The organism is Pseudomonas lini (assembly GCF_001042905.1).
In the GTDB taxonomy this organism is placed as follows: Bacteria; Pseudomonadota; Gammaproteobacteria; order Pseudomonadales; family Pseudomonadaceae; genus Aquipseudomonas; species Aquipseudomonas lini.
Genome location: NZ_JYLB01000004.1, coordinates 357,203 through 383,793, shown reverse-complemented (window position 1 = coordinate 383,793; position 26,591 = coordinate 357,203). Strand labels below are relative to the sequence as shown.

The window sequence follows — 26,591 nt, the reverse complement described above, 5'->3', positions numbered from 1 at the left end:
CTTTTCAGCGATGAACCTGATGCCATTGCGCCAGCGCCTTGAAAACCTTCCAGTCGGCCAGAAATTGCTGGCCGCCCTGCTGGTGCTGTTGACCACCGTTTTACTGGTCGCCAACCTGACCTTTATCAGCGCCGCGTATTACATCTCCCAGGAAAGCATGGCCCCCCAGGCCCTGCAGACCATTGGCCGACTGGTGTCCAACCCGAGCCTGATCTCCGAAGCGTTGAAGTCGCCGCAAAACGCCGAACGCCTGCTCAACGAACTCAACAGCTATACACCGCTGCGCGCGGCAGCCCTCTATGACGGTAACGGTGTGCGCTTGGCACAGTTGCAGGCGGGCGACAAGCTCAACCTGCCGGGGCACTACCGGCACATGGAGGTCTGGCAAGCCTCGGAGTTTCGCAGTAATCAAGTGATCACCCTGCCCCGTCCCGGTACCGAGCCCGGCCATCTGTTGTTGGTCGCCAGCAGCGAATTGCCGATGGCGTTCTACACCGGGACCCTGACCGCCAGCCTGGGGATTCTGATCTTCAGCGTGCTGTTATGGCTGGTGATTGCCCGGCAGATCAAACGCCTGATTACCCGGCCGATCCATCAGCTCGAAGAGTTGTCCCGGCAAGTGACCCGCGAAGAGAACTACGCCCTGCGCGCCTCTCGCGGCAACCACGACGAAATCGGCAGCCTCGCCGAAGCGTTCAACACCATGCTCTCGCGCATCGAGGCCCGGGAGCAGCAACTCAAGCGCGCCCGCGACGACTCCCAAGCCGCTTACGACCAAGCCCAGGGGCTGGCCGAAGAAACCCGTCACACCAACCGCAAGCTGGAGCTGGAAGTTCAGGTGCGCAGCAAGATCGAAAAGAAACTCACCGGGTTCCAGAACTACCTCAACAGCATCATCGATTCCATGCCGTCGGCCCTGATCGCCCTCGACGAGCAGCTCTACGTGACCCAGTGGAATCAGGAAGCCAGCGCCCTGTCCGGTACGCGTCTCGATGAAGCCTTGAACCAGCCGATCTTCCTCGCCTTCGAACCGCTCAAACCGTTCCTGCCGCAGCTCAGGCAAACCGTCGAACAGCATACGGTGGCCAAGATTGAACGCGTCACCTGGCTCAAGGACGATGAGCCCAAGCATTACGCCCTGACGTTCTACCCGCTGATGGGCGGCGCCGGACGTGGCGTGGTGATCCGGATCGACGACATCACTCAGCGTCTGTCCCTGGAAGAAATGATGGTGCAGTCGGAAAAAATGCTCTCGGTCGGTGGCCTCGCCGCCGGCATGGCCCACGAGATCAACAATCCGCTGGGCGCGATCCTGCACAACGTGCAGAACATTCGTCGGCGCCTGTCACCCGAACTGCCAAAAAACCTCGAACAGGCCGAGCAACTCGGCATCGAGCTGGAAACGGTCAATCGGTACTTACAAGCACGTGAAGTGCCGCAGTTACTCGATGGCATTCAACAGGCCGGCGCCCGGGCGGCGAAAATCGTGACGCACATGCTCAGCTTCAGCCGCCGCAGCACTCGGCAGATGGCTCCCTGCGATTTGCCGGCGTTAATCGATCAAGCGGTGGAAATTGCCGGCAATGACTTCGACCTGGCCATCGGTTTCGACTTCAAGGGCCAAGCGATCATTCGCCAGTTCGATCCGGCGCTGGGCCCGGTGCCCGGCACTGCCAACGAACTTGAACAGGTGCTGCTCAACCTGCTGAAAAACGCCGCGCAAGCCATTCACCAGCGCCCGGACGACCGCGAACCGGGGCGGATCATTCTGCGCACCAAACTGAATCCGCCATGGGCGGAAATTCAGGTCGAGGACAACGGCATCGGCATGAGCGAGAGCGTGCGCAAACGCACATTCGAGCCGTTCTTCACCACCAAGGAAATCGGTCAGGGCACTGGCCTTGGGCTCTCGGTTTCGTATTTCATCATCACCAACAACCACAAAGGCCAGATGGAAGTGCAATCGACGCCGGGCCAGGGCACCTGTTTCACGTTGCGCCTGCCGTTGTCGGGCACGCCGGTGGTCTCTCAAGAACTCAATCAGCTGTCGAGGTAACCATGGGCTTTCGCTTGTCGAAGATTTACACCCGCACTGGCGACAAAGGCGAAACCGGGCTCGGCGATGGGCGCCGGGTGCCCAAAGACCATCCGCGCATCGAGGCCATTGGCGAAGTCGATACGCTGAACAGCCAGGTGGGAGTGCTATTGGCCGGATTGGCGACGGAAAGTAACGCGTATCCGGGGTTGAACGAAGTGATCGAGGTGTTGGCGCCCTGCCAACATCGGTTGTTCGACCTGGGCGGTGAACTGGCGATGCCGGTTTATCAGGCACTGAACACGGCAGAAATCGAGCGCCTGGAAGCGGCGATCGATGTGTGGAATGAAGAGTTGGGGCCGCTGGAGAATTTCATTCTGCCCGGCGGTTCGGCGCTGATTGCCCAGGCCCACGTATGCCGCTGCCTGGCGCGCAGTGCCGAACGGCGCTGTCAGCAGTTGAATGCGATCGAGCCGTTGGCCGGGGTTGGCCTGGCGTATATCAATCGGTTATCGGATTTGTTGTTTGTGGCGGCAAGGTTGATTGCCAAGCGTCAGGGGATTGCCGAGATTTTGTGGCAAGCGGCAGCGAAACCCGGGGTTTAATCAGGAAGATGTTTTTCGTCTGATCAGCAGCCTTCGCGAGCAAGCCCGCTCCCACATTCGATCGCATTTCTTCAGGAAGAACTCGGTCAACTGTGGGAGCGGGCTTGCTCGCGAAGGGGCCAGTGGCTACACAGAAGAATCAGGCCAAAACGCCCGAATCCCCGCCACACCCTGCGCCCCCGCTTCCCAGGCTTTCTGCCGCTCCGCCGGGCCAACCCCACCAAGCAAAAACACCGGTTTGCTAAAGCCCTCGATCAAAGTCGAAGCCTGCTCCCAACCCAATGGCAACGCATTCGGATGAGTCTGCGTCGGCTGTACCGGCGACAGGGTCACAAAGTCCACGCCCATCTGCTCGGCCAGTGCCAGTTCCTCAGCATTGTGGCAAGACGCTGCCAACCAGCGCGACGCCGGTAGCGGGCGCCCGGCCGCCGCGTACTTGCGCAACTGCGTCGACGTGATGTGCCAACCAGCGGACGGGAAGTCCCCCAGCCATTCAAACGGCCCCTTGATCATCAACTGCGCCTTGCCGGCACACAGCCCTGCCGCGTCCACCGCCAGATCGCGGTATTGCGGGTCGTAGCCGTTGGGCGCGCGCAATTGAATCAGCTTGATGCCGCCAGCGATGGCTTTCTGAATACCGCGCAGCAAGGCCGGGGTTTCCAGGCCCTCCGGGGTGATCAGGTATTCGCCGGGCAAGCGCGCAGCGGCGACGATCGGCTGGTTAGCGGCCGGGAAGTCGTAGTCCACTAGTTCCCGCGCGGTCACCCAGGCCAAAGGCTGACCTTCGGCGCCATGGGGGTCGCCGGTAAACGCCGAGACCTCCCAGACATCCAGCAATACCTGCTTGTCCGGGTAATCGTGGCGGACCTTGATCATCGGCCGCGCGGTATTGACCACGATACCCAGCTCTTCGTGAAGCTCGCGAGCCAGGGCCGTTTCGACGGATTCGTCATCCTCGACCTTGCCACCGGGGAATTCCCACAAACCGCCCTGATGCTGGGTGTCGGCACGGCGCGCGATGAGGATCTTGCCGTTGCTATCGCGGATAACCGCGGCTGCTACATGGACTCGTTTCACCGCTCTATTTCCTCCAGAGCCGCCTTCCGCCAAGCTTTGAAGGCTGGCCATTGGTAGATGGTTTCGACATAGGCCGCGTCGACCTCGGGTAGCTTCACCTGATAGGTGCGCAGACGCACGGCGATCGGTGCAAAAAACGCATCGGCCAGGGTCGCGCCGCCAAACAGGAACGGGCCGGTTTCAGTCGAGGTGGCACGACACTCAGCCCACAACGCCAGCATGCGCTCGATTTCAGCCTGAACCTCAGGTGGGGTCGGCGACAGTGGCGCATCGTGGCTCAGGTCGAACGGCATGTTGCCGCGCATGGCGAAAAAACCGCTGTGCATCTGCGCGCACGCCGAACGCGCCTGGGCACGGGCGGCAGTGTCTTTGGGCCACAGGCCGGCATCGGGAAATTGCTCGGCCAGGTATTCAGCAATCGCCAGCGAATCGGCGACGGTGCCGTGTTCGGTTTTCAGCAGCGGGACTTTCCCGGTCGGCGAATGCTTGAGCACGCGCTCGCGAGTGTCCGGCTGGTTCAGCTTGATCAGTTCTTCGGTGTAGGACGTGCCGGTCAGGTCGAGGGCCAGTGCGGCGCGCAGGGACCAGGAGGAATACAGTTTGTCGCCGATGATCAGGTGGAGGCTCATGTTCGGGACCTTTTGATAGGGGGATGGACCAGAATCTTTGGTGTCTGGTCGGCCGCCTTCGCGAGCAAGCCCGCTCCCACAGTTAATCGAGTTCTTGCGCAAGAAATGCAATCGAATGTGGGAGCGGGCTTGCTCGCGAAGGGCGCGACTCGGTCCGGACCTTATTTACGTACGGTACTCAGCGTTGATCTTCACGTATTCGTGGGACAGGTCAGTGGTCCAGATGGTTTCGCTGCAATCACCGCGACCCAGCTCGATGCGGATGGTGATTTCTTCCTGTTGCATCACCGCCGCGCCCTGCTCTTCGGTGTAGGTGGCAGAGCGAGCGCCACGGCTGGCGATGCACACGTCACCGAGGAATACGTCGATCTTGCTCACTTCCAGGTTCGGTACGCCGGCACGGCCCACGGCGGCCAGAATGCGGCCCCAGTTCGGATCGGAGGCGAACAACGCGGTCTTGATCAACGGCGAGTGGGCCACGGTGTAACCGACGTCCAGGCATTCCTGGTGATTGCCGCCGCCGTTGACTTCCACGGTGACGAACTTGGTCGCGCCTTCGCCGTCACGCACGATGGCCTGGGCCACGTCCATGCAGACTTCAAACACCGCTTGTTTCAGCAAAGCGAACAGCGGACCGCTGGCTTCGGTGATTTCCGGCAGTGCTGCCTGACCGGTGGCGATCAGCATGCAGCAGTCGTTGGTCGAGGTGTCGCCGTCGATGGTGATGCGGTTGAACGACTTGTTGGCGCCGTCCAGCAGCAGGTTTTGCAGCACGTCCCGCGAGACTTTGGCGTCGGTAGCGATGTAGCCGAGCATGGTCGCCATGTTCGGGCGGATCATGCCCGCGCCTTTGCTGATGCCGGTGACGGTGATGGTCACGCCGTCATGCTGGAACTGGCGGCTGGCACCCTTAGGCAGGGTGTCAGTTGTCATGATGCCGGTGGCGGCGGCTTCCCAGTTATTCACCGACAGGTCGTCGAGGGCGGCTTGCAGCGCGCCTTCGATTTTTTCGACCGGCAGCGGCTCGCCGATCACACCGGTGGAGTACGGCAGCACCAGGCTTGCATCGACCCCGGTCAGTTCAGCCAGTTTGGCGCATGTGCGCTCGGCAGCTGCCAGGCCTGGTTCGCCGGTGCCGGCGTTGGCATTGCCGGTGTTGGTCAGCAGGTAACGTACCGGGCCTTGTACACGTTGCTTGGCCAGGATTACGGGAGCGGCGCAAAAGGCGTTGAGGGTGAACACGCCCGCCACTGTGGAACCTTCGGCACAGCGCATGACCACGACATCCTTGCGCCCCGGGCGCTTGATGCCGGCCGAGGCGATACCGAGTTCAAAACCGGCAACCGGGTGCAACGTTGGCAAAGGACCAAGACCAACAGCCATGAATGCGCTCCTTAATAAATGATGTCTGCACCGCCGTCGGGGCGTCGGTGGTTTAAATGGCAAAACGCCGCGACGGCATAAGCCGGTCGCGGCGCGGGTATTTCAGCGTATGAAACGGGTTTACTGGATCTGCCCGTGGCAATGCTTGTACTTCTTGCCCGAACCGCAGTAGCACAGCTCGTTACGGCCCAGCTTCTGCTCGTTACGAACCGGCGCGGCGGCGAGGGCTACATCGACCTCTTCACCGAGCAGTTCCGGCTGCTCAAGACCAGGTGCTTCGTCGTGCTGGAACTGCATGCGCGCAGCCAGCGCTTCGGCTTCCTGACGCAGGCGAGCTTCTTCTTCGATCGGATCTTCGCGGCGAACCTGAACGTGCGACAGCACACGGATCGAATCGCGCTTGATCGAATCCAGCAGCTCGGAGAACAAGGTGAAGGACTCGCGTTTGTATTCCTGCTTCGGGTTCTTCTGCGCATAACCACGCAAGTGGATGCCGTGACGCAGGTGATCCATGGTCGACAGGTGGTCTTTCCACAGGTCGTCCAGTACGCGCAGAACGATTTGCTTCTCGAAGGAGCGCAGTGCTTCGGCACCGGCCTGGTCTTCTTTCTCGTTGTACGCGGCGATCAGCTCGTTCATCAGCTTCTCGCGCAGGGTTTCTTCATACAGGTGATCGTCTTCGTCCAGCCATTGCTGGATCGGCAACGCCACACCGAAGTCGCTCTGCAACGCCGCTTCCAGACCAGCCACGTCCCACTGCTCTGGCAGCGATTGCGGTGGAATGTGCGCGCTGACGGTTGCGTTGAGCACGTCCTGACGGAAATCGGCGATGGTTTCGCCAATGTTGTCGGCGGCCAACAAACTGTTACGCATGTGATAGATCACTTTACGTTGTTCGTTGTTGACGTCGTCGAACTCGAGCAGTTGTTTACGGATATCGAAGTTACGGCCTTCAACCTTGCGCTGAGCCTTCTCGATGGCGTTGGTCACCATGCGGTGCTCGATCGCCTCACCGGACTGCATGCCCAGCGCCTTCATGAAGTTCTTCACCCGGTCAGAGGCGAAGATGCGCATCAGGCTGTCTTCCAGCGACAGGTAGAAACGGCTGGAACCGGCGTCGCCCTGACGACCGGCACGACCGCGCAACTGGTTGTCGATACGGCGCGATTCGTGACGCTCGGAAGCGATCACCTGCAAACCGCCCGACTCCAGCACTTGCTGGTGACGTTTCTGCCAGTCGGCCTTGATCTGGGCGATCTGCTCAGGGGTCGGGTCTTCCAGCGAAGCCACTTCCACTTCCCAGTTACCGCCCAACAGTATGTCGGTACCACGACCGGCCATGTTGGTGGCGATGGTCAGTGCGCCCGGGCGACCGGCCTGAGCAATGATTTCGGCTTCTTTTTCGTGGAACTTGGCGTTCAGAACCTTGTGTTCGATGCCTTCCTTCACGAGCAGGCTGGACATGTGCTCGGACGTTTCGATGGTGGCGGTACCCACCAGCACCGGACGGCCCTGAGTCATGCACTCCTTGATGTCGTTGATGATCGCCGCGTATTTCTCTTCGGCGGTCAGGAACACCAGGTCGTTGTAGTCTTTACGCGCCAACGGTTTGTTCGGCGGGATGACCATGACCTGCAGGCCATAGATCTGGTGGAATTCGAACGCTTCGGTGTCTGCGGTACCGGTCATGCCGGACAGCTTGTTGTACAGACGGAAGTAGTTCTGGAACGTAGTCGACGCCAGGGTCTGGCTCTCGGCCTGGATGTTCAGGTGTTCCTTGGCTTCGATGGCCTGGTGAAGGCCTTCGGACAAACGGCGACCCGGCATGGTACGGCCGGTGTGTTCGTCGACCAGCACGACCTGACCGTCCTGCACGATGTATTCAACGTTGCGATTGAACAGTTTGTGCGCGCGCAGGCCGGCATAAACGTGGGTCAGCAGACCGAGGTTGTGCGCCGAATACAGGCTCTCGCCTTCAGCCAGCAGGCCGACGCGGGTCAGCATGTCTTCGATGAACTGGTGACCGGCTTCGTTGAGTTCGACCTGACGGGTCTTCTCGTCCACGGTGTAGTGGCCAGCCTTGGTGACTTCGCCTTCGACTTCTTCGACGTGCAATTCCAGCTGCGGGATCAGTTTGTTGATCTCGATGTACAGCTTGGAGCTGTCCTCGGCCTGACCGGAGATAATCAGCGGGGTACGGGCTTCGTCGATGAGGATGGAGTCGACTTCGTCGATCACGGCAAAATTGAGTTCGCGCTGGAATTTTTCTTCCATGCTGAACGCCATGTTGTCGCGCAGGTAGTCGAAACCGAATTCGTTGTTGGTGCCGTAGGTGATATCGGCGGCGTAAGCGGCGCGCTTCTCTTCCGGCGGCTGGAATGGGGTAACCACGCCGACCGTCATGCCGAGGAACTCGTAGAGCGGACGCATCCAGTTGGCGTCACGGCGGGCCAGGTAGTCGTTCACCGTCACAACGTGCACGCCGTTGCCGGACAGCGCGTTGAGGTAAACGCCCAGTGTTGCCACCAGGGTCTTGCCTTCACCGGTACGCATTTCCGCGATCATGCCTTCATGCAAGGTCATGCCGCCGATCAGCTGGACATCGAAGTGGCGCATACCCATGACGCGCTTGCCGGCTTCGCGGGCGACCGCAAAGGCTTCGGGCAGCAGCTTGTCGAGGGTTTCCCCTTTGGCGAGGCGGGCCTTGAACTCGTCGGTCTTGGCACGCAATTGATCGTCCGAAAGGGCTACCATTTGCTCTTCGAAGGCATTGACGAGCTGCACCGTCTTGAGCATGCGTTTGACTTCACGCTCGTTCTTGCTTCCAAAAAGTTTCTTTAACAAAGGCGCAAACATATCGGCAGGATCTTCCACACTAAAGGGATGGAGGGCGGCCCCGTGAGTCGCCCGTGCAGCCCTCATGGCCGCATGCGAACGAGCATTCTACCCGGAAACGATGGTGAGGAAAGTGGCGTTATTCCACGATGCATGCACTGCGCTGTGACGGGGCTCACTTAAAATAAGGGCATTTTGCTGAACTTCAACCCATCGAGGGCACAAGTTACTCGTTGATTTAATGGGTAAAGCGCTCGCAAAGCAATGGGTCGGGGGCAACGGGTGCTTTCTGTTACCATGGCCGTTCTGTTACTTCAGGTGTTCGATCATGGCATTTCGCCCTCTCACGGCCAGAGCACCCGCCGTTCTGCTTCGCGAAGCCAAACCGCTGAAAGCCATTTTTGGCCATGCTCAACGCCTGGGTCATTTACAACGCCTGGTGGAAAGCCAGTTGCAGCCGGCTGCCCGCGAGCATTGCCATGTGGCGTCGTGGCGTGAAGGCAGTTTATTGCTGATTGTCACCGACGGCCACTGGGCCACCCGCCTGCGTTATCAACAAAAGCGTCTGCAACGGCAGTTACAGCTGTTCGACGAGTTCGCCAGCCTGACGCGAATTCTGTTCAAGGTTCAACCGCCTACCGTTCAGCAAGGGGCGGCGGGGCATACGATAAATTTGTCGACCGATGCGGCGGCGACCATTCAGGCGACGGCTGATGGGATTACCGACCCGAACCTGCGGGCGGCCCTCGAACGCCTGGCGGCTCACGCCAAACCCAAAACCTGAAATTGACACATACCCTGTAGGAGCGAGGCTTGCCCGCGAAGCTTTTGGCGGTCTCAAGGGCCTCTTCGCGGGCAAGCCTCGCTCCTACGGGGGTTGTGTTCAATCAAAGGTTTTCAGCGGCGTTTGCTGCCGCCGAGCAATGAGCCCATCAACCCACGTACCAATTGTCGGCCCAATTGATTCGCCGCCTGTCGCATGGCTGATTTCAACGCCTGTCCTGCTGCCGTGCCAAGGAGTTCCCCGGCCTTGTCGGTGAAACTCGGCTCTTCAGGTGCAGGTTTGCCCGGCGCGGCTTCGGGATCCGGCGCCAGCCCTTTACGCCCCATCAGCACTTCATAAGCCGATTCGCGATCGACCGGTTTGTCGTAGCGCCCCTTGAACGGCGAACCGGCGATCAGCACGGTGCGTTCGGTCTCGGTCAGCGGCCCGATCCGCGATTGCGGCGGTGCAACCAATACACGCTGGACCATCCCCGGCGTGCCCTTGTCCTGCAAGGTGCCAACCAGCGCCTCGCCGATCCCCAACTCCGTCAACACCGACAAGGCTTCAAATGCCGGGTTCGGTCGGAAACCGTCGGCCACCGCGCGCAGGGATTTCTGTTCTTTGGCGGTAAATGCACGCAAACCGTGCTGAATGCGCAGGCCCAGTTGAGCCAGCACATCATCCGGCAAGTCACCCGGCGATTGAGTGACGAAATACACCCCCACGCCTTTCGAGCGGATCAGTCGCACCACTTGTTCCAGACGTTCCTGCAACGCCTTGGGCGTTCCGGCGAACAACAAGTGTGCTTCGTCGAAAAACAGCGCCAGCAACGGTTTCTCGGCATCGCCGCGCTCCGGCAATTGCTCGAACAGTTCGGCCAGCAACCACAGCAGGAACGTTGCATAGACCTTCGGCGCTTCATGCACCAGACGGCTGGCATCGAGCAAGTGAATGCGCCCGCGACCATCCACGGCCGGTTGCAACATGTCTTCCAGTTGCAGCGCCGGTTCGCCGAATAACGCTTCAGCGCCCTGCTGTTCCAGTGTCGCAAGACGGCGCAACAGCGCCTGGCTGGAACCGGTGGTCATCAACGCCGCGTCATCCCCCAACAACTCGGGGTTGTCGCGCAGGTGATTGAGCAGCGCCTTCAAATCCTTCAAATCCAACAGCAACAGCCCTTCGCGGTCGGCCACCTTGAACGCGGCATAGAGTGCCGACTGCTGACTGTCGGTCAGTTCCAGCAGGCTGCCGAGCAGCAACGGGCCCATTTCGCTCAGGGTTGTGCGCAGTGGATGACCGGACTGACCGTTAATGTCCCACAAGGTCACCGGATACGCCTGCGGCTTATGGTTCAGCCAGGGCATGCCGGCGATCCGCTCGGCGACTTTGCCTTGAGGGTTGCCGGCAGCGCCCAGGCCGCACAGGTCGCCTTTGATGTCCGCCGCGAACACCGCCACGCCAGCATCGCTGAAGGCTTCGGCCAAGCGCTGCAAGGTAACGGTTTTACCGGTCCCGGTAGCGCCCGCTACCAGGCCGTGACGGTTCGCCAGGCGCATGGCCTGGGCAATGGACTGGCCCGCGAGATCGGCGCCGATAACGAGTTGCGATGAGTCAGGCATTTTGTCACCCATGGTTAATCTTTGATCCTTCATGGCCGATATAAAAGACTGAAAAGCGTCGGTAATCCCCCTAAGGAGAGGACGGAAATATCAGCTTGATTTCAACACTGCCCGTTTTGCGTGCCTTTATAAAAGCACGCCCTGAATAATAAGACCTTAGCGGAACCCCAAGCCATGAATAAAAATCTGCGCTTCAGCCATAAAATACTGCTTGCCGCCGCCCTCATCGTTATAGCTGCCTTCGCCTCGTTTACCTTGTACAACGACTATTTGCAGCGTAATGCGATACGCAACGATCTAGACAACTATCTACAAGAAATGGGCAGTGTGACGGCCAACAATATCCAGACCTGGCTGGCTGGCCGTAGCCTGCTGATCGAAAACCTGTCACAAAACGTCGCCCTGAACGCTGACACCGGCAATGTCTCCAAACTACTTGAGCAGAAGGCGGTGACCTCGACCTTCATGGGCGCCTATCTGGGCAACAAGGATGGCACCTTCATCATCCGCCCTGACAGCAAGATGCCTGAGGGCTATGACCCTCGCGCCCGGCCTTGGTACAAGAGTGCGCAAAGCACCGGCGGCTCGGCACTGACCGAACCGTACATCGATCTCGCGTCCGGCCAACTGGTCATTTCCATCGTCAACAGTGTGCTCAAGGACGGTCAAAGCATCGGTGTGGTCGGTGGCGACCTGAGCTTGCAGGTGATCGCCGACAGCCTCAACGCGCTGGACTTCGACGGCATGGGTTATGCCTTTCTGATCAGCGCCGATGGCAAGATCCTGGTTCACCCGGACAAAACCCTGGCGATGAAGTCCCTGAGCGAGGCGTTTCCGAAAAACACCCCGCGCATCAGCAGCGAACTCAGTGAAATCGACGTCGACGGCAAGCCCCGTATCGTCACGTTCACCCCAATCAAAGGTTTGTCTTCGGTCAATTGGTACATCGGCCTGTCGGTGGATAAAGACAAAGCCTTCTCGATGCTCAGCGAGTTCCGCGCCTCGGCGGTCGTCGCAACCATCATTGCCGTGGCAATCATCATCGCCCTGCTCGGCATGCTGATCCGCATCCTGATCCAGCCGCTGCACGTCATGACCCGCGCCATGGAAGACATCGCCGACGGTGAAGGCGACCTGACCAAGCGCCTGACCATCCAGCATCAGGACGAATTCGGTATCCTTGGCACGGCGTTCAACCGTTTCGTGGAACGGGTTCATACGTCGATCCGCGAAGTGTCCTCGGCCACCGGCCAGGTCAACGAAGTGGCCCTGCGTGTAGTGGCCGCCTCGAATTCGTCGATGTTCAATTCCGACCAGCAAGCCTCGCGCACCAGCAGCGTCGCCGCGGCAATCAACCAGCTCGGTGCCGCGGCCCAGGAAATCGCCCGTAACGCCGCCCAAGCGTCAAGTCAGGCCAGCGACGCGCGCAGCCTGGCCGAAGACGGCCAGCACGTGGTGGATCGCAGCATTGCCGCGATGAATCAGCTGTCGAGCATGCTCAGCGCCTCGAGTACCAACATCGAATCGCTGAACAGCAAAACCGTGAACATCGGGCAGATTCTCGAAGTGATCACCAGCATCTCCCAGCAAACCAACCTGCTGGCGCTCAACGCTGCCATTGAAGCGGCGCGTGCCGGTGAAGCCGGGCGTGGTTTTGCCGTGGTGGCCGACGAGGTGCGTAACCTGGCGCATCGCACGCAAGAGTCGGCGCAACAGGTGCAAACCATGATCGAGGAGTTGCAAGTCGGTGCCCGCGAGTCCGTCAGCACCATGAGCGACAGCCAGCGCCACAGCCAGGACAGCGTGGAAATCGCCAACCTGGCCGGTGAACGCTTGAACAGCGTGACGTTGCGCATCGGCGAAATCGACGGCATGAACCAGTCCGTGGCGACAGCGACCGAGGAACAGACGGCGGTGGTGGAATCGATCAACGTGGACATCACCGAGATCAATACGTTGAACCAGGAAGGCGTGGAAAACCTGCAATCGACATTGCGGGCGTGCTCGGACCTTGAGCAGCAGGCGGCGCGGTTGAAGCAGTTGGTGGGTAGTTTCCGGATTTAAGTCGCTCTTGCGGGCCCCTTCGCGGGCAAGCCTCGCTCCTACAGGGATTGGCGCATCATTTTGAACTGCGCATAACCTGTAGGAGCGAGGCTTGCCCGCGAAGACGGTCTGCCAATCCCCACAAAACCCCGCTGACACCCTCCGCCGCAAAACCCCAATCGAACATCTATCCTTCATATAGGTCAACCAAGGGAGAACAAACGGACCGGAGGAATGTTCATCGTGCATATCGCTGACATAACCATGTTCTACGCCCCTGCCAGCGGTGGCGTGCGCACTTATCTGGATGCCAAACACCGTCGCCTGGGCAACAAGCCAGGCATTCGTCACAGCTTGCTGATCCCCGGGGCTCATTTGAGTGAGCAGGATGGCATTTACACGGTTCCGGCCCCTGCCCTGCCCTTTGGCAAGGGTTATCGCTTCCCCCTCCGTCTCGCGCCCTGGCGCAATGTTCTGCAGGATTTGCAGCCTGATCTGATTGAAGTCGGCGACCCATACCTGACTGCCTGGGCTGCTTTGGACGCCAAGCGGCAGCTCGATGTGCCGGTGATCGGCTTTTATCATTCGGACCTGCCGCTGTTGGTCAGCAATCGCATGGGCAATTGGGTTACCCCCAATATTGAAGCTTATGTCAGCAAACTCTATGGCAACTTCGATCGGGTTCTGGCGCCGAGTCAAATCATGGCCGATAAGCTGATCGGGTTGGGCGTGAAGAATGTTTTCGTACAACCTCTGGGCGTCGACCTGCAAACGTTCAACCCCAGTAAACGGGATCCAGGTTTACGGGCTGAATTGGGCATCGATGAAAACACTCATCTGCTGATCTTCGCCGGCCGTGGATCCAAGGAAAAAAACCTGCCAGTGCTGCTCAAATGCATGAAACGCCTGGGTCGTCGCTATCACCTGTTACTGGTGGGCTCGTCGATGCCGACCCTTGTACCGCGCAATGTCACCGTCCTCGATGAGTTCTACCCGGCGGCGCAAGTCGCGCGCTTGATGGCCAGTGCCGATGCGCTGGTGCATGCCGGTGATCAGGAAACCTTTGGCCTGGTGGTCCTTGAAGCCATGGCCAGCGGCATTCCGGTGGTGGCCGTGGCGGCCGGGGCTTTTCAGGAAATTGTCACCGATCAATGCGGCCTGCTTTGCGCGCCGAACAATCCAGCAGCGATGGCCAACGCTGTGCGCGAACTGTTCAGTCAGGGCAGCGCCGCGCTGGGCAAACAAGCCCGCAGCCATGTCGAACAGCATTACGCCTGGGACATCGTGGTCGACAGCCTGTTGGGGCACTATCACGCCGTACTCGGCACTCAATGGTCACTGACCGCCAATGGTTGAGCCCATGAACGCGCCCAGCCTGTTACTGGTATTACACGACGTTGCGCCGCAAACCTGGCCCGATTACCAAACCTTCGTCGAAACCGTCGACGCGCTGGGTGAGGTGCCGATCACTTGGCTGGTGGTGCCGAATTTCCACAAACATAATGACCTGACCGCGTATCCGGCGTTTCGACGTTTGCTGACCCGCCGGGTCGCTCGCGGCGACGAACTGGCACTGCACGGTTACTTCCATTGCGATGAAGGACCTATCCCCCTCACTCCCCGAGACTGGTTCATGCGCCGAATCTACACCCATGAAGGCGAGTTCTACGACCTGTCAGAGGCCGCCGCCCTCACCCGCCTGCGTGCCGGAATCGAGGTGTTCCACCGCTACAACTGGCCATTGCAAGGTTTCGTCGCTCCGGCCTGGTTAATGAGCGAAGGCACCCGCCAGGCGTTGCGCCAGTTACCGCTGCGCTACACCAGCGACTCGCAGCATCTGTATCGATTGCCGGATTTCACCGCGATCGATGCTCCGTGCCTGGTCTGGAGCGCGCGCAGCGCCTGGCGTCGCGGTCTGTCGAAAATCGTCAGCGATCAGCGCGAACAACGCTGGCGCCAGGCGCCGGTGATCCGTCTTGGCCTGCACCCCGTGGACATGCGCCATGAGTTCTCGCGTCACTACTGGCTGCAAACCCTCAAGCGCTTGCTCGACGAGGGCCGTGTGCCGATGACCAAGGCCAACTGGCTGGCACAGCAACGCGACCCCATCGGTCGCGCCGCATGAGCCGCGGGATTCTGCTGGTCGTCGCCCTGCTCGCTGCGGTGCTCATCCCGTCGTTGCTGGGCGGCGGAGAGACATGGTCGCGGTTGCAAAGCTTTCCGCTGAAATGGCTGCTGATCATGTTCGGCATGATCCTGCTCTGCTGGATGCTCAACACCCAGCGCTTGCGCCTGCTGTTGGGGGATCAGTGCGGCAAGGTCAGTCGCTTCAAAAGCCTTGGGGTGGTCATGTCCGCCGAGTTCGCCTACTGCGCCACCCCCGGCGGCAGTGGCGGACCGCTGACCATCATGGCGCTGCTGGCACGTCACGGCGTGCGGCCGGCCAGGGGCAGCGCCGTGTTCGCCATGGATCAGTTGAGCGATCTGCTGTTTTTTCTCTGCGCGCTGAGCGGGATTCTGATTTACGCACTGTTCCAGCATCTCAGTCAGCGCATGGAATGGCTGCTGACGGTCAGCGCCATCTCAATGTTCGGCGGGTTGTTCAGTTGCGTATTAGCGGCTCGCTACCACCGCTCGCTGATTCGTCTGAGTGGTCGGTTGCTCGCTCGCCTCAATGTCAAAGGCACCACCCGGATGCGCTGGGCGCGAAAGCTCCTGCACTTTCTGGCGGCCTTTACTGACACATTGAAGTTGCCCTTTCAGACGTTGATCACAGTGTTTGCACTGACCTGCCTGCATTGGCTCTTGCGCTATAGCGTGTTGTATCTGGCGTTGCGTGGGCTGGGCGTGGATTTACAGTGGGCCTGGTGCTTTCTGATCCAGATGCTGTCGCTGAGTGCGGGGCAGTTCAGCCTGTTGCCGGGCGGTGCCGGGGCGGCGGAATTGACATCGGCGGCGCTGCTGGCGCCCATGGTCGGGAAATCCACCGCGGCGGCGGCGATTCTGATCTGGCGGACAGTGACCTATTACTTCTACCTGGTGGTCGGTGGCCCGGTGTTTTTACTGATGCTAGGGCGGCCATTGCTCAGGAAGTTGATGAAGCTCAAACAGGCTTAAAAGATCGCAGCCTTTGGCAACTCCTACACACTGTGGCGAGGGGGCTTGCCCCCGTTGGGCTGCGAAGCGGCCCCCGGCATTCGTTCAGGCAAACCCTGCGACGGCTGCGCCGCCGAACGGGGGCAAGCCCCCTCGCCACTTAACTGCTCCCACAACTCGGCAGCACCGGGAAATTCCGTGCCGTCTTCGGGGCTCAGGTCATCCGGGTCATAGCGACTCAAACAGCCCTCACCCAATGTGGCGGGTGCCTTGGAAACAGCTTTGTCCAGTGGATCGGCCATAGTCATGTGCTCAGTGCAGAAACGGAGAAGGGCCTGCAACGATTGAACGCTCAGGCCCTTCGAATTTCAACCGTATGGCTATCAGAACACGACGGTTTTGTTGCCATGCACCAGCACCCGGTCTTCCAGGTGATAACGCAGACCACGGGCCAGCACCATTTTCTCGACGTCACGGCCGAAGCGCACCATGTCTTCAATACTATCGCTGTGACTCACGCGCACTACGTCTTGCTCGATGATCGGACCGGCGTCCAGCTCTTCGGTGACATAGTGGCAAGTGGCGCCGATCAACTTCACACCGCGCATCGAAGCCTGGTGATACGGCTTGGCGCCGACAAACGACGGCAAGAAGCTGTGATGAATATTGATGACTTTATGGGCGTATTCGCTGCACAACTCGGGCGGCAGAATCTGCATGTAACGGGCAAGTACCACCACTTCGGCCTCGTGCTGCTTAACCAGACGCGAGACTTCGGCGAAGGCCGGCTCCTTGTTCTGTGGGTTGACCGGCACATGGTAATAAGGAATACCGTGCCACTCGACCATGCTGCGCAAATCATCATGGTTGGAAATCACGCAGGCGATTTCACAGTCCAGTTCGTCGCTGTGCCAGCGGTGCAGCAAGTCGGCCAGGCAGTGAGATTCGCGGCTGGCCATCAACACCACGCGTTTCTTCTGCTCGGTATCGGTGATGCGCCAGTCCATCGAGAACTCTTCGGCAATCGGTGCAAACGCTTCGCGAAAGGCTTCGATACCGAAAGGCAGCGAATCGGCACGAATTTCGTGACGCATGAAGAACCAGCCACTGAGATTATCCGAGTGATGGCTCGCTTCAGTGATCCAGCCGTTATGTGACGCCAGAAAGTTACTGACTTTAGCAACGATGCCGACGCGGTCCGGGCAAGCAATCACTAGCCGAAAAGTGCGCATGAGGGGGAAACTCCAGAACTTCGCAAAGGCCGCTATTCTAGCGATTACGCAGCAAAACTGCAGTATTGATGACGTTTGGCTTTGCCCGCAGGTCCGGTACAGGTTCTGCAAGCACCAGGCTGCCCCACGCGATGGTGTTCTTGCGGGCAATCTTCAAGAGCTCAACTGTGAATATTTGTGACGCTATTTAACTGTCACTCCAATGTGTGTCCTATGCCGCAACTAATTTAAATAAAACTCCGGTTAAATGTTTACTTGATGAAACACCCTGACTATTATTGTCGCACTGTCACCCTGCCATCCAGCGCCCAACATAAGGTAGTCCTCATGTCCTTGATCAACGAATATCGCGCCACCGAAGAAGCTATCAAAGAGCTGCAAGCCCGTTTGAAGAATCTGTCCCAAGACGACAAACTGCAAACCGAGCTGGAATTCGAAGGCAAACTGCGCACCCTGATGGGCGAATACTCCAAATCCCTGCGTGACATCATCGCGCTGTTGGATCCAGAGTCCAAAACCAAGGCTCCACGTGGCGGCGCAGTAAAAACTACCGGCACCAAGCGTGCTCGCAAAGTTAAACAATACAAAAACCCGCACAACGGCGAAGTCATCGAAACCAAAGGTGGCAACCACAAGACTCTGAAAGAGTGGAAAGCCAAGTGGGGCGGTGACGTGGTTGAAAGCTGGGCTACCCTGCTGGGCTAAGCAGCAAGCGTGTCGCAGACTCATCCGCGACCAAAAGAACGCCAGCAAATGCTGGCGTTTTTTTATGCCTGGAATTCAAGCGCAGATTATTGTCGTTTTCAAAGACTCAAACGTTTGCGTAATGTCTGGACATGATTCTGCCATTCATCCAGAACCTCTCGCTGAAACGATGTAGCACTAGTCATCAATTGAGCCGCCACCTCCAGAAAACTATCCAGCGTATTTGGCGCGCCCCACTCAGGTGCACACAAACGTTTCTGACAGAATATTCGCCAGCGTTCTTGCTCTTCCAGGCTCAACGTATCGGGAAAGTTGCGTGCGCGATAACGAAACAATAATTCAGGCAAACGTTCATCATCAAAAGGCCACTGTTCTTGTGCTAATTGCGCAGGGTCGGCGGCTCTGACTTGCTCACATAGACGCCGGTCCCGATCACCGATAAAACCGTCGTATAACTGTTGCTCGGGGTCTTGGCTCGGAGAGAAATCGTCGCTGGAGTAAATGTCTGACACTTTATCTCGCCAAACTTGTTGTGCGTCACTTAGCCGCAGCGCCCGCTCCTGATAAAGCGCCATATCCAGTCCCAAACGTTGCTGGTCCAGAGGACGAAGTACCGATAACGGCGCCACTACCGGGCACTTGTTGATGTGTATGAGCTTGAGCGGCACCGGCAGTTCACCTTCGGCCAAGACATCGCGACGGGTATAAAGCCGCTGACGCAAGGTTTCGGCATCCAGCTCAAGCAACCCCTGAGGGTCCAGGTGCAGGTCACAGACAATCAGCGCGTTGCGATTACGTGGATGCCAGGCCAACGGCAGCACCACCCCCACATAGCTGCGGGCAGCCGAGAAGCGCCCGGAAATATGCACCATCGGCTGCAACAGCCGAATTTGATCCATGACCTTTTGTTTACTTCGCAGTTGAAACAGCCAGTCATACAACTTCGGCTGTTTTTCCCGAATCAGACGCGCCAGGGCGATGGTGGCGCGAACATCCGACAGCGCCTCGTGTGCATGCCCGTGATCGATGCCATTAGCGGCGGTCAGACGTTCAAGTTTGAGCGTGACTCGCCCTTCGTCGTCCTTGGGCCAGACAAGGCCATCGGGACGCAAGGCATAGGCTGCGCGCACCACATCGATCAAGTCCCAGCGGCTGTTGCCGCCCTGCCACTCCCGTGCATAAGGATCGAAAAAGTTTCGATACAGGCTGTAACGGGTCATCTCGTCGTCAAAACGCAGCGTGTTGTACCCGGCCCCACAAGTGCCCGGCGCCGCCAGTTGGGCATGAACCCGTGTCATGAAATCGGCTTCGCTCAAACCCCGTTCAGCCAGACAGCCGGGCGTAATACCGGTGATCGCGCACGCCGCCGGATGAGGCAGGATGTCGTCGCTGGGCTGGCAGTAGAGATTGACCGGTTCGTCTATTTCATTGAGATCGAAGTCGGTGCGAATCCCCGCCACTTGCAGCGGGCGGTCGCAACGGGGGTTGATGCCAGTGGTTTCATAGTCGTACCAGAAGATCGAGGTCACGGGTTGTTCCTGAACTGAAGACCGGCGAAGTCTAGGCGCACACACGGCGCCCCGACCAGCAATCTTGTCATTCAATCATCTCTGACCACGCACTGTGCAATACATAGTTATGTCGTTTTCCCCCGAGAGGCTGCTAGCATCCGACGGACCAGGCCACATCAAGGTTGCCCATGCTCGAGACCACAGCACTGCAAAGGAACGCGACGCTGGCCCCGCCACTGGACACGCGGTATCACGTCGAAACGCCCGAAGGCATCGACTTGCCACTGCGTCCGGCCGGGTTGATGGTACGTGCGCTGGCGTTCGCCATCGACCTGGGTCTGCGCGGTTTGATCCTGGGCCTGCTGTTTATGGTGTTGGCGTTTCTGGGAAAACTCGGTGCAGGGCTTGGCTCGATTTTGCTGTTCGTGGTGAGCTGGTGGTACATGGTGCTGTTCGAGGTGCTCAATCAGGGCCGCTCGCCGGGCAAGCAATGGATGGGGTTGCGCGTAGTGCATGACGATGGCACGCCGATCGGCTGGTCCGCGTCCTTGTTGCGCAACCTGTTGCGATTTGTCGACATGTTGCCGTTCGGCTACTTTCTCGGGGCGATCAGCTGCCTGCAACATCCCTCCTTCAAACGCCTCGGCGACCTGGCCGCCGGTACGCTGGTGATCTACCGCGAACAACCGCTCACCCGACCGCAGTTGCCCGACGTCCCACCGCGGCGTGCAGCCTTCGCGCTGACGCTGACCGAGCAACGCGCCATCCTCGGGTTTGCCGAACGCCAAGGTGAACTCTCCGAGGCGCGGGCCAACGAGCTCGCCTCGATACTCGCGCAACCGTTGCAGGTATCGAAGCCACAGGCCAAGGCCGAACTCAACGGCATCGCCCGTGGCCTGTTGGGTCCCACATGAAGCAAAGCCTGTTCGAAAGTCGCCACAGCGCCGAATGGGAGCAGTTTGCACTCATGCTTGAACGGCTGGAACGAGGCAAGAGCGCCTCTGGAGTCGCCAGTTTCCCCGGCGATTATCGACGGATCTGCCAACACCTGGCCCTGGCTCAGGAGCGCGGCTACAGCAGTTTCTTGATCGACTCATTGCAGCAACAGGTACTGCGCGGGCATCAACAGCTTTATCGGCATCGCAGTCGACTGGGTGCCAACGTGTTGAGTTTCATCCTCGCCGATTTCCCGCGACTGGTGCGTGAGCAGTGGCGTTTCGTGCTTGCCGCCAGCCTGATGTTTTTTGGCAGCCTGATCGGCTTCGCGTTGCTGGTATATCTGTTCCCGGACCTGATCTACAACCTGATCCCGGCCGAGCAGGTCAGTGAGATGCAAAGCATGTACGACCCCGTCGCCGGCCACCTGGGACGTTCGGCCGAACGGGCGGCCAGTGAAGACTGGGTGATGTTCGGTTACTACATTATGCACAACATCGGCATCGCCTTTCAGACCTTCGCCAGCGGTTTGCTGTTTGGCTTGGGTAGCGCGTTTTTCCTGTTCTTCAACGGGTTGATGATCGGTGCGGTGGCCGGGCACCTGACGCACATCGGCTATGGGCAAACCTTCTGGTCGTTCGTGATTGGCCATGGCGCCTTCGAACTGAGCGCCATTGCCCTGGCTGGCGCCGCAGGCCTGCAACTGGGCTGGGCCTTGATCGCGCCGGGGCGTTTGCCCCGCGCCGAAGCCCTGCAACTGGCAGCGCGCAAGAGCGTGTTGCTGATTTGCGGGGTCATGCTGTTTCTGCTGATTGCGGCGTTTATCGAAGCCTACTGGTCGTCGCGGACCGGGCTCGCGCCGCTGACCAAATACCTGGTCGGCGCAGCGCTCTGGTGCCTGGTGGCGACTTATCTGCTGTTCGCCGGACGGACTCGCCATGCGCCTGAGTGATGCCACTGTGGTGATCCGCCCGCGCACGACCTGGGAAGCCATGGACCTGGGAGTGCTGCTGAGTCAGCGCCATCGACGCCTGTTGATGACCAGTTGGGCGATCGTGACCTTGCCGGTCTTCGCCTTGCTCACCTTGCTGCTGTGGGATTCGCCCTCCCTCGCCGTGTTCCTGTTTTGGTGGCTCAAACCGGCGTTCGATCGGCTGCCGCTGTACATCCTGTCCAAAGCCATGTTCGGCGAAACCCCCACGCTGAAACAGGCCTTGCACCAATGGCCACGGCTGCTCAAACCGCAACTGCTGGCCAGCCTGACCTGGCGCCGCCTGAGCCTGAGCCGCAGTTTTCTGATGCCGGTGGTGCAACTCGAAGGTCTGGCGGGCGAAGAACGCCAACAACGTTTGCGCGTGTTGCTGCAACGCAACGCGGGTGCCGCCCAGTGGCTGACGATCATCGGCGTGCATCTGGAAACCGCGCTGTGGATCGGCTTGATGGTGCTGTTCTACATGCTCTTGCCGCAACAGGTCGAACTCGACTGGGGCTGGCAGACCTTGATCACCGCCGCCACCCAAGACTGGCGCTGGCTGGAACACCTGACCAATACCTTTTACGTTCTGGTGCTGATTGTCTGGGAACCGATCTATGTAGCCTGCGGTTTCAGCCTTTATCTGAACCGGCGCACGCGGCTGGAAGCCTGGGATATCGAGCTGGTCTTTCGCCGATTGCGCCAACGCTTGACCAGCGCGGTTGTCACGCTGCTGCTGGCCGCGATCCTGCTGGTGCCGACGACGCAAAGCGTCTGGGCCGCCGAACCGGTTATCACGCCGGACAGTCCGCGTTTGCTGGAACAACCACTGACCAGCCAGACCTCCCGGGACAGCATCAAGGCCATCCTCGATCAGCCCCCCTTCAAGAACAAGGAAACGGTAACGCGCTATCGTTTTGGCGAAGACAAACCCGCCCCCAACACTGCGGACAATGGTCAAACGCCCGCATGGCTGAAGGCGCTGCTCAGCTTGATGGACAGCCAACGCTTTGGCGTATTGGCCAACCTGATCGAGGTGTTGCTGTGGGGCACAGTGATCGGTGCCATTGGGCTGTTGATCTGGCGTTACCGCGACTGGCTGCAGGCCTTCGTCAGCCGCCGACCCACGTTAAATCGCAAAGTCGCGCGGCCATTACCGCAGCAGGCATTCGGCCTGGACCTCAACCGCGAAACCCTGCCCGCCGACATCGCAGCCAGCGCCGAAAGCCTCTGGCAAACCAATCCCCGTGAAGCCCTCGGGTTGCTCTATCGCGCCCTGCTCAGCCACTTGCTGCACGATTTCAACATGGCGCTCAAACCCGCCGACACCGAAGGCGAAGTTCTTCAGCGCGTTGAACAATTGCAACAACCTGCGTTGCTGGCTTTCAGTAAAAACCTCACTGGGCACTGGCAGAACATGGCCTATGGGCATCGATTGCCCCCCGCGCATTTGCAACAGGAACTCTGTGATGGCTGGCGCGCGTTGTTCGGCCCGGGAGCGGCGCGTTGAACCGGCGCTTGTGGCTTTCAGTCGGTGCGTTCATCGCCCTGCTAGTGTGTGCGCTGAGCGTTTACCTGTATTTCAAGGCCATACCCTATCCAGCAGAAATCGATCACGGCCCATCCCCCGAAGCCCAAGCCAACCCCTATCTGGCGGCCGAGCATTTTCTGCGCAAACAGAGCCTGACCGTCAGCCATGCCAACAGCCTCGACATCCTGCCGACCCTCGAACCTCACCAGCGCAGTTTGTTGCTGCTCGGCGATCGGTCGAACATGTCACCACGACAGGTGGATCAGGTACTGAACTGGACCCGCGCCGGTGGGCGCCTTTTATTCGTCGCCGAAGCCCTGTGGGATGAGAAGACCGGTCAGAGCAATGACCTGCTGCTCGACCGGGTGCAGCTTCACCAGTCCCTGAGCAAAGACCTCAAGGAACCGCCGCCCGATCCTGTCGACGACCCCTACCCCAAACTGACCAAGCTCTACCTGGAAAACGAAGAGGCGCCGGCCTACGTCGGCTTCGATACCGCGTTCCACCTCGACGACCCGAAAAACCTCGCCCAGGCCTGGGCCAACAGCGGCAAAGCCACGCACATGATGCAGCTGACTCACGGGCTCGGTTCGATCACCGTGGTCACCGACGCCGACCTCTGGAAAACCCCGGCCATCGACCAGTACGACAACGCCTGGCTGCTGTGGTACCTGACGGCCGACACAGCCGTGACCCTGCTGTTCAATACCGATCACGACAGCTTGCTGACCTTGCTGTGGCGCTACTTTCCACAAGCCCTGGTGGCCCTGATCGCCTTGATCGTTTTCGGGTTCTGGCATGTGGGTGTGCGTAACGGCCCGTTGCTGGAGCCGGCTACGAAAGCCCGCCGCCAGCTTCAGGAACACCTGCGTGCCAGCGCTGATTTCATGCTCCGCCACAACGGTCAGCACAGCCTGTTGCAAGCCTTGCAACAAGACATCCTGCGTCGTGTCCGTCACCGTCATCCCGGTTTTGAACAACTCGGCGTTGCCGAACAATGGCTGGTGCTCGCACGCCTGACTGGCCAACCCACACGCGCCATCAGCCAGGCCATGAGCCCGCGACCGAAGCAGCGGCTGCCCAGCGCTGAATTCAGCCGTCAGGTCGCCCACCTGCAAACCTTGAGGAACGCCTTATGAGTGAACAGATCGAGCCCGGCACACAGACCCACGCCGCCCAGCAGCGCCAGCGCGCCAGCCAGTTGGCCCAAGCGATAAGGACGGAACTGCAAAAAGCCGTGATCGGCCAGAACATCGTGATCGACGATGTGCTTACCGCCCTGATCGCCGGCGGCCATGTACTGCTCGAAGGCGTGCCGGGGTTGGGCAAGACGTTGTTGGTGCGCGCCCTCGCCCGCTGCTTCGGCGGCGAATTCGCACGCATCCAGTTCACCCCGGACCTGATGCCCAGCGATGTCACCGGGCACGCGGTGTATGACTTGCAAACCGAGCAATTCAAACTGCGCAAAGGCCCGCTATTCACCAACCTGCTGCTGGCCGACGAGATCAACCGCGCTCCGGCGAAAACCCAAGCGGCGCTGCTCGAAGCCATGCAGGAACGCCAAGTCACCCTCGAAGGCCGCGCCCTGCCCATCGCGCAACCGTTCATGGTGCTCGCCACGCAAAACCCCATCGAGCAGGAAGGCACATATCCACTGCCGGAAGCCGAACTCGACCGCTTCATGCTCAAGGTGCGCATGGACTACCCCGATGCCGAGCAGGAATTGAACATGGTGCGCCAGGTCAGCCGCTCGACCCGGGCCGACATGCTTGATGTGCAACCATTGCGCACCGTGTTGCAAGCCAAGGACGTGCTGGCCTTACAGCGCATTGCCAGCGATCTGCCAATGGACGATCAGGTACTCGATTACGCGGTGCGCCTGGCCCGCACCACCCGGACCTGGCCGGGGTTGACCCTCGGCGCCGGGCCACGCGCATCAATCGCCCTGGTGCGTTGCGCCCGCGCCCGGGCCTTGTTGCGCGGCGGCGAGTTCGTGATTCCCGATGACATCAAAGGCTGCGCACTGGCCGTTCTGCGTCACCGTGTGCGAATTGCCCCGGAGCTGGACATCGAAGGGCTGGAAGTCGATCAGGTGCTCCGGCAATTGCTCGATCAAGTACCGGCGCCACGGCTGTGAACACCATGATCGAGATCCGCGTCGCCCCAAGAAAAGATCGCAGCTTGCGGCAGCTCCTACGCCGAATGCGGTCTCCTGTAGGAGCTGCCGAAGGCTGCGATCTTTTCAGCAGGCAACACGGTGTCACACCATGAAACCGTCCCGGCTGCTGCTGATCTGGCTCGCAACCCTGCTGGCCATCGGCATCGTGCTGGGCGCATTGCGGGCGCTGGACATCGCAGTTCCATCGAGCCTTTTGGCGATCAACTGGGGATTACTGTCAGCACTGCTGGCATTGGCGATCATCGACGCCATCCGCCTCAAAAACCTGCCCTCGCCTCACGTACAACGGCAAATGCCTGGCAGCCTGGCGCTCGGTCGATGGGGCGAAGTGCGACTGGAGGTCGAGCACGATTTTGCACAACCGCTGAACGTGCACATCTTCGACCATGTGCCGCACGGCCTGGACTTTGAATACCTTCCATTGTCCGTCGAACTGCAACCCGGCCAACAGAGCCAGATCGGCTATCGCCTGCGCCCACTCAAGCGCGGCCACTTCACCTTCGAACACTGCGAAATCAGCCTGCCAAGCCCAATGGGCCTATGGTCAGGCAAACGTCTACTGAACGTAGTCGACAACACCCGCGTCTACCCCGACTTCGCTCGCCTCTACGGTGGCCAACTGCTGGCGGTGGATAACTGGCTCAGCCAACTCGGCGTGCGCCAACGTCAACGCCGCGGGTTGGGTCTGGAGTTTCATCAACTGCGCGAATTCAGAGAAGGCGACAGTCTGCGCCAGATCGACTGGAAAGCCACTGCACGCCAACGCACACCGATTGCCCGTGAGTATCAGGACGAGCGTGATCAGCAGATCATTTTCATGCTCGATTGCGGGCGGCGCATGCGTAGCCAGGATGATGAACTGTCGCACTTCGACCATGCGCTCAATGCCTGTTTGCTGTTGAGCTATGCAGCCTTGCGCCAGGGAGATGCTGTGGGTCTGTGCACCTTCGCCAGCAATCAACCGCGCTACCTCGCGCCAATCAAAGGATCAGGGCAACTCAAATTGTTGCTTAACACAGTCTACGACCTCGACAGCAGCCAACGCCCGGCCGACTACCAGACCGCTGCAAACCAGCTATTGGCCCGACAGAAACGCCGGGCACTGGTGGTGTTGGTGACCAACCTGCGCGACGAAGACGACGAAGATCTGCTCACTGCCGTCAAACGCCTGAGCAAGCAGCATCAGATACTGGTGGTCAGCCTTCACGAAGAGGCTCTTGACCACTTGCGCCATACGCCGGTGCAAACCCTGCCCGAGACGTTGGTCTACTGCGGCACGGTGGATTATCTGAACGCCCGGGCTGAACTCCATGAGCGGTTGAGTGCTCATGGAGTATCGGTGCTGGATGCGCGGCCGGGGGAGCTGGGCGCGGGGCTTGTGACGCGGTACTTGAGCTGGAAGAAAGCAGGGGTGCTCTAATACCGCTCAGATCCTC

At 59.7% G+C, this 26,591-nt stretch carries 22 protein-coding genes and 1 pseudogene; 15 read left to right on the top strand and 8 right to left on the bottom strand.

Annotated features, from left to right (window positions below):
- Positions 1-19 precede the first annotated feature (19 nt).
- Positions 20-2,056: a sensor histidine kinase gene (locus tag TU81_RS13890; RefSeq protein ID WP_048395932.1), complete on the top strand. Its 2,037-nt coding sequence runs from the start codon at positions 20-22 to the stop codon at positions 2,054-2,056.
- 2 nt (positions 2,057-2,058) lie between these two features.
- Complete coding sequence (locus tag TU81_RS13885; RefSeq protein WP_048395636.1) at positions 2,059-2,640, top strand: cob(I)yrinic acid a,c-diamide adenosyltransferase; 582 nt, start codon at positions 2,059-2,061, stop codon at positions 2,638-2,640.
- 126 nt (positions 2,641-2,766) lie between these two features.
- Here TU81_RS13885 and TU81_RS13880 read toward each other — a convergent pair whose 3' ends face one another.
- The 4 genes from TU81_RS13880 to secA all read right to left on the bottom strand — a co-directional run bounded on the left by TU81_RS13880 (position 2,767) and on the right by secA (position 8,585).
- A complete protein-coding gene (locus tag TU81_RS13880; protein WP_048395634.1) occupies positions 2,767-3,717 on the bottom strand; it encodes a Nudix family hydrolase in 951 nt (316 codons plus the stop codon).
- Positions 3,714-4,346, bottom strand: a complete 633-nt coding sequence (locus TU81_RS13875) for a glutathione S-transferase family protein (RefSeq protein ID WP_048395633.1) — start codon at positions 4,344-4,346, stop codon at positions 3,714-3,716. The genes TU81_RS13880 and TU81_RS13875 overlap by 4 nt, the downstream gene beginning before the upstream one ends.
- Positions 4,347-4,511: 165 nt before the next feature.
- Positions 4,512-5,729: a bifunctional glutamate N-acetyltransferase/amino-acid acetyltransferase ArgJ gene (gene argJ / locus TU81_RS13870; RefSeq protein WP_048395632.1), complete on the bottom strand. Its 1,218-nt coding sequence runs from the start codon at positions 5,727-5,729 to the stop codon at positions 4,512-4,514.
- A 120-nt stretch (positions 5,730-5,849) separates the two neighbouring features.
- Positions 5,850-8,585 carry a preprotein translocase subunit SecA gene (gene secA, locus TU81_RS13865; protein ID WP_048395631.1) on the bottom strand — a complete coding sequence of 912 codons (2,736 nt, stop codon included), beginning with the start codon at positions 8,583-8,585 and terminating at the stop codon, positions 5,850-5,852.
- A gap of 307 nt (positions 8,586-8,892) precedes the next feature.
- Between secA and TU81_RS13860 the strand changes: the two genes are divergently transcribed.
- Positions 8,893-9,348: a DUF721 domain-containing protein gene (locus TU81_RS13860; protein WP_007906612.1), complete on the top strand. Its 456-nt coding sequence runs from the start codon at positions 8,893-8,895 to the stop codon at positions 9,346-9,348.
- Positions 9,349-9,461: 113 nt separating this feature from the next.
- Here the strand turns inward: TU81_RS13860 and TU81_RS13855 are convergent, their stop codons facing one another.
- Entirely contained in the window at positions 9,462-10,949 is a 1,488-nt protein-coding gene (locus tag TU81_RS13855; RefSeq protein ID WP_048395930.1) for a helicase HerA-like domain-containing protein, read from the bottom strand.
- A 174-nt stretch (positions 10,950-11,123) separates the two neighbouring features.
- On the opposite strand from TU81_RS13855, the pseudogene TU81_RS31270 reads away from it, so the two are divergent.
- The 5 genes and pseudogenes from TU81_RS31270 to TU81_RS13835 all read left to right on the top strand — a co-directional run.
- Positions 11,124-12,155, top strand: a pseudogene (locus TU81_RS31270) (HAMP domain-containing protein); the annotation flags it as partial.
- 93 nt (positions 12,156-12,248) lie between these two features.
- Positions 12,249-13,013: a methyl-accepting chemotaxis protein gene (locus tag TU81_RS31265; protein WP_455430316.1), complete on the top strand. Its 765-nt coding sequence runs from the start codon at positions 12,249-12,251 to the stop codon at positions 13,011-13,013.
- A gap of 213 nt (positions 13,014-13,226) precedes the next feature.
- Positions 13,227-14,348, top strand: coding sequence for a glycosyltransferase family 4 protein (locus TU81_RS13845; protein WP_048395628.1), 1,122 nt, complete (start codon positions 13,227-13,229; stop codon positions 14,346-14,348).
- Positions 14,341-15,117 (top strand): DUF2334 domain-containing protein, encoded by a 777-nt coding sequence (locus TU81_RS13840; protein ID WP_048395627.1) that lies wholly within the window; start codon positions 14,341-14,343, stop codon positions 15,115-15,117. The genes TU81_RS13845 and TU81_RS13840 overlap by 8 nt, the downstream gene beginning before the upstream one ends.
- Entirely contained in the window at positions 15,114-16,109 is a 996-nt protein-coding gene (locus TU81_RS13835) for a lysylphosphatidylglycerol synthase transmembrane domain-containing protein (protein WP_048395626.1), read from the top strand. The genes TU81_RS13840 and TU81_RS13835 overlap by 4 nt, the downstream gene beginning before the upstream one ends.
- Positions 16,110-16,132: 23 nt before the next feature.
- On the opposite strand, the gene TU81_RS13830 is transcribed toward TU81_RS13835, so the two are convergent.
- Positions 16,133-16,390 (bottom strand): hypothetical protein, encoded by a 258-nt coding sequence (locus TU81_RS13830; protein WP_038981943.1) that lies wholly within the window; start codon positions 16,388-16,390, stop codon positions 16,133-16,135.
- A gap of 81 nt (positions 16,391-16,471) precedes the next feature.
- Complete coding sequence (gene purU, locus TU81_RS13825) at positions 16,472-17,320, bottom strand: formyltetrahydrofolate deformylase (RefSeq protein WP_007903852.1); 849 nt, start codon at positions 17,318-17,320, stop codon at positions 16,472-16,474.
- A gap of 327 nt (positions 17,321-17,647) precedes the next feature.
- On the opposite strand from purU, the gene mvaT reads away from it, so the two are divergent.
- Entirely contained in the window at positions 17,648-18,025 is a 378-nt protein-coding gene (gene mvaT, locus TU81_RS13815) for a histone-like nucleoid-structuring protein MvaT (RefSeq protein ID WP_007903853.1), read from the top strand.
- Positions 18,026-18,123: 98 nt separating this feature from the next.
- Here the strand turns inward: mvaT and sbcB are convergent, their stop codons facing one another.
- On the bottom strand, positions 18,124-19,554 hold the full coding sequence (gene sbcB, locus TU81_RS13810) for an exodeoxyribonuclease I (RefSeq protein WP_038981941.1): 1,431 nt from the start codon (positions 19,552-19,554) through the stop codon (positions 18,124-18,126).
- A 170-nt stretch (positions 19,555-19,724) separates the two neighbouring features.
- Between sbcB and TU81_RS13805 the strand changes: the two genes are divergently transcribed.
- The 6 genes from TU81_RS13805 to TU81_RS13780 all read left to right on the top strand — a co-directional run bounded on the left by TU81_RS13805 (position 19,725) and on the right by TU81_RS13780 (position 26,575).
- Entirely contained in the window at positions 19,725-20,450 is a 726-nt protein-coding gene (locus TU81_RS13805; protein WP_038981940.1) for an RDD family protein, read from the top strand.
- The gene (locus TU81_RS13800; protein WP_038981939.1) at positions 20,447-21,424 is read left to right on the top strand and encodes a stage II sporulation protein M; all 978 of its coding nucleotides are present in this window, start codon (positions 20,447-20,449) and stop codon (positions 21,422-21,424) included. The genes TU81_RS13805 and TU81_RS13800 overlap by 4 nt, the downstream gene beginning before the upstream one ends.
- Complete coding sequence (locus TU81_RS13795; RefSeq protein ID WP_048395625.1) at positions 21,411-22,955, top strand: DUF4129 domain-containing protein; 1,545 nt, start codon at positions 21,411-21,413, stop codon at positions 22,953-22,955. Before TU81_RS13800 ends, TU81_RS13795 begins: the two co-directional genes overlap by 14 nt.
- Positions 22,952-24,115, top strand: a complete 1,164-nt coding sequence (locus tag TU81_RS13790; protein ID WP_048395624.1) for a DUF4350 domain-containing protein — start codon at positions 22,952-22,954, stop codon at positions 24,113-24,115. The genes TU81_RS13795 and TU81_RS13790 overlap by 4 nt, the downstream gene beginning before the upstream one ends.
- The gene (locus tag TU81_RS13785; RefSeq protein ID WP_038981936.1) at positions 24,112-25,113 is read left to right on the top strand and encodes an AAA family ATPase; all 1,002 of its coding nucleotides are present in this window, start codon (positions 24,112-24,114) and stop codon (positions 25,111-25,113) included. Before TU81_RS13790 ends, TU81_RS13785 begins: the two co-directional genes overlap by 4 nt.
- Positions 25,114-25,243: 130 nt before the next feature.
- A complete protein-coding gene (locus tag TU81_RS13780; RefSeq protein ID WP_048395623.1) occupies positions 25,244-26,575 on the top strand; it encodes a DUF58 domain-containing protein in 1,332 nt (443 codons plus the stop codon).
- The last annotated feature ends 16 nt before the right edge of the window (positions 26,576-26,591 follow it).

Bases quoted from the DNA above. Each gene is read 5' to 3' on its own strand.
- TU81_RS13890 (WP_048395932.1), top strand. From the start codon at position 20: ATGCCATTGCGCCAGCGCCTTGAAAACCTTCCAGTCGGCCAGAAATTG.
- TU81_RS13885 (WP_048395636.1), top strand. From the start codon at position 2,059: ATGGGCTTTCGCTTGTCGAAGATTTACACCCGCACTGGCGACAAAGGC.
- TU81_RS13875 (WP_048395633.1), bottom strand. From the start codon at position 4,346: ATGAGCCTCCACCTGATCATCGGCGACAAACTGTATTCCTCCTGGTCC.
- argJ (WP_048395632.1), bottom strand. From the start codon at position 5,729: ATGGCTGTTGGTCTTGGTCCTTTGCCAACGTTGCACCCGGTTGCCGGT.
- secA (WP_048395631.1), bottom strand. From the start codon at position 8,585: ATGTTTGCGCCTTTGTTAAAGAAACTTTTTGGAAGCAAGAACGAGCGT.
- TU81_RS13860 (WP_007906612.1), top strand. From the start codon at position 8,893: ATGGCATTTCGCCCTCTCACGGCCAGAGCACCCGCCGTTCTGCTTCGC.
- TU81_RS13855 (WP_048395930.1), bottom strand. From the start codon at position 10,949: ATGCCTGACTCATCGCAACTCGTTATCGGCGCCGATCTCGCGGGCCAG.
- TU81_RS31265 (WP_455430316.1), top strand. From the start codon at position 12,249: ATGTTCAATTCCGACCAGCAAGCCTCGCGCACCAGCAGCGTCGCCGCG.
- TU81_RS13845 (WP_048395628.1), top strand. From the start codon at position 13,227: ATGTTCATCGTGCATATCGCTGACATAACCATGTTCTACGCCCCTGCC.
- TU81_RS13840 (WP_048395627.1), top strand. From the start codon at position 14,341: ATGGTTGAGCCCATGAACGCGCCCAGCCTGTTACTGGTATTACACGAC.
- TU81_RS13835 (WP_048395626.1), top strand. From the start codon at position 15,114: ATGAGCCGCGGGATTCTGCTGGTCGTCGCCCTGCTCGCTGCGGTGCTC.
- TU81_RS13830 (WP_038981943.1), bottom strand. From the start codon at position 16,390: ATGGCCGATCCACTGGACAAAGCTGTTTCCAAGGCACCCGCCACATTG.
- purU (WP_007903852.1), bottom strand. From the start codon at position 17,320: ATGCGCACTTTTCGGCTAGTGATTGCTTGCCCGGACCGCGTCGGCATC.
- mvaT (WP_007903853.1), top strand. From the start codon at position 17,648: ATGTCCTTGATCAACGAATATCGCGCCACCGAAGAAGCTATCAAAGAG.
- TU81_RS13805 (WP_038981940.1), top strand. From the start codon at position 19,725: ATGCTCGAGACCACAGCACTGCAAAGGAACGCGACGCTGGCCCCGCCA.
- TU81_RS13800 (WP_038981939.1), top strand. From the start codon at position 20,447: ATGAAGCAAAGCCTGTTCGAAAGTCGCCACAGCGCCGAATGGGAGCAG.
- TU81_RS13795 (WP_048395625.1), top strand. From the start codon at position 21,411: ATGCGCCTGAGTGATGCCACTGTGGTGATCCGCCCGCGCACGACCTGG.
- TU81_RS13785 (WP_038981936.1), top strand. From the start codon at position 24,112: ATGAGTGAACAGATCGAGCCCGGCACACAGACCCACGCCGCCCAGCAG.
- TU81_RS13780 (WP_048395623.1), top strand. From the start codon at position 25,244: ATGAAACCGTCCCGGCTGCTGCTGATCTGGCTCGCAACCCTGCTGGCC.